Below are 1,982 nucleotides of genomic sequence, written 5' to 3' on the forward strand. Positions count from 1 at the left end.
CGTGGTGGGCGCGCCGGTCGCGGCCGGGCCGGAGGCGCTCATCGGGCCGGCCGCAGCGTCTCGGCGGCGGCGATCGCGGCGAGCACCGCGGCGGCCTTGCTCCGGGTCTCCTGCTCCTCGGCGGCGGGATCGGAATCGGCCACCACCCCGGCGCCGGCCTGCACGTAGGCCCGCCCGTCGCGGATCAGCGCGGTCCGGATGGCGATCGCCATGTCCAGGTCGCCGCCGAAGGCGAAGTAGCCGACGGTGCCGCCGTAGACGCCCCGACGGACCGGTTCCAGCTCCTCGATGATCTCCATGGCGCGGACCTTGGGCGCGCCGGAGAGCGTGCCGGCGGGGAACGTCGCGGCCAGCGCGTCGAACGCGGTGCGGTCCTCCCGCAGCTCGCCGACGACGGTGGAGACGATGTGCATGACGTGGCTGTAGCGCTCGATGGTGGCGAACTCCGGCACCTCCACCGTGCCCGGCCGGCAGACCCGGCCCAGGTCGTTGCGGCCCAGGTCGACGAGCATGACGTGCTCGGCGCGCTCCTTCGGGTCGGCGAGCAGCTCGGTGGCGAACTTGGCGTCGCCCTCCGGGGAGCCGCCGCGCGGGCGGGTGCCCGCGATCGGGTGCAGCAGGGCCCGGCGCCGCCCGTCCGGACCGCCGCTGACCTTGAGGTGCGCCTCGGGGGACGAGCCGACGACGTCGAAGCCGTCGAAGCGCAGCAGGTACATGTACGGGCTGGGGTTGGTGGTGCGCAGCACCCGGTAGACGTCGAGCGGGTCGGCGTCGGTGGGGCGCTCGAAGCGCTGGCTGAGCACGATCTGGAAGCACTCGCCGGCCCGGATCGCCTCCTTGGCCGCCTCCACCGCCTTGGGATAGCCGCCCGCCGGGGTCCGACTCACCACCTCGCCGACGCCGGGCCGGCCGACCGTGGCGACCATGGGCGGAATCGGTCGGGACAGCGCGGTGGTCATCGCGTCCAGGCGGCCCACCGCGTGGTGGTACGCGGCGACGACCCGCTCGTCCCGGTCGGGCGCGTCCGGCGGCGGGAGCACCGCGTTGGCGACCAGGATCGCCGAGCCCTCGTAGTGGTCGAGCACCACCAGGTCGGTGGCGAGCATCATGCCCAGCTCGGGCACGTCCAGCTCGTCGCGGGTCAGCTCGGGCAGTCGTTCGAATCGGCGCACCAGGTCGTAGCCGAGGTAGCCGACCAGGCCGCCGGTGAGCGGCGGCATGTCGCCGGCCGGGTCCCAGGCCGGGCCGGCGAGCGCGGCGACGGTCTCCCGGAGCACGGTGACCGGGTCGCCGGTGGTGGGCACGCCGGCCGGCGGCGTACCGGTCCAGTGGGCCGCGCCGTCCCGCTCGGTGAGCGTGGCGGCGCTGCGGACGCCGATGAACGAGTAGCGCGACCAGGCGGTCCCGGCCGACCCGACGCCCTGCTCGGCGGACTCCAGCAGGAACGTGCCCGGCCCGCCGGCGAGCTTGCGGTAGACCCCGACCGGGGTCTCGGCGTCGGCGAGCAGCCGCCGGGTCACCGGCACGACCCGCCAGTGGGCCGCCAGCTCGGCGAAGGTGGTCCGGTCCGGGGTGACCGCGCCGTCGGTCACGGGGTCGCCTCCGGCGAGCTGACCGGCAGCTCGGTGAAGAAGCAGGTGCGGTGCCCGGTGTGGCAGGCCGCGCCCACCTGCTCCACGCTGACCAGCAGCGCGTCGCCGTCGCAGTCCAGCGCCACCGAGCGGACGTACTGGTGGTGGCCGGAGGTGGCGCCCTTGACCCAGTATTCCCCCCGGCTGCGCGACCAGTAGGTGGCCCGGCCGGTGGTGAGCGTGCGGTGCAGCGCCTCGTCGTCCATCCAGGCGACCATCAGCACCTCCCCCGAGTCGTGCGCGCGGACGACGGCGGCGACCAGGCCGTCCGGGGTGCGGCGCAGCTTGGCCGCGATGGCCGGGTCGAGCCGGGAGGGGCGGGCCGGGCCGGGGGCCGCGGCGCCGCCGGAG

2 protein-coding genes are annotated in these 1,982 nt (G+C 75.8%); both read right to left on the reverse strand.

Annotated features, from left to right (window positions below):
* Positions 1–38 precede the first annotated feature (38 nt).
* On the reverse strand, positions 39–1,592 hold the full coding sequence (locus tag HUW36_RS31840; RefSeq protein ID WP_174531451.1) for an anthranilate synthase component I: 1,554 nt from the start codon (positions 1,590–1,592) through the stop codon (positions 39–41).
* Positions 1,589–1,982, reverse strand: a 394-nt coding sequence (gene hisI / locus HUW36_RS31845) for a phosphoribosyl-AMP cyclohydrolase (RefSeq protein WP_174531452.1), incomplete at its 5' end; no start/stop codon positions are given. The genes hisI and HUW36_RS31840, both read right to left, overlap by 4 nt.

This window comes from Micromonospora maritima (assembly GCF_902825405.1).
GTDB lineage: Bacteria > Actinomycetota > Actinomycetes > Mycobacteriales > Micromonosporaceae > Micromonospora > Micromonospora maritima.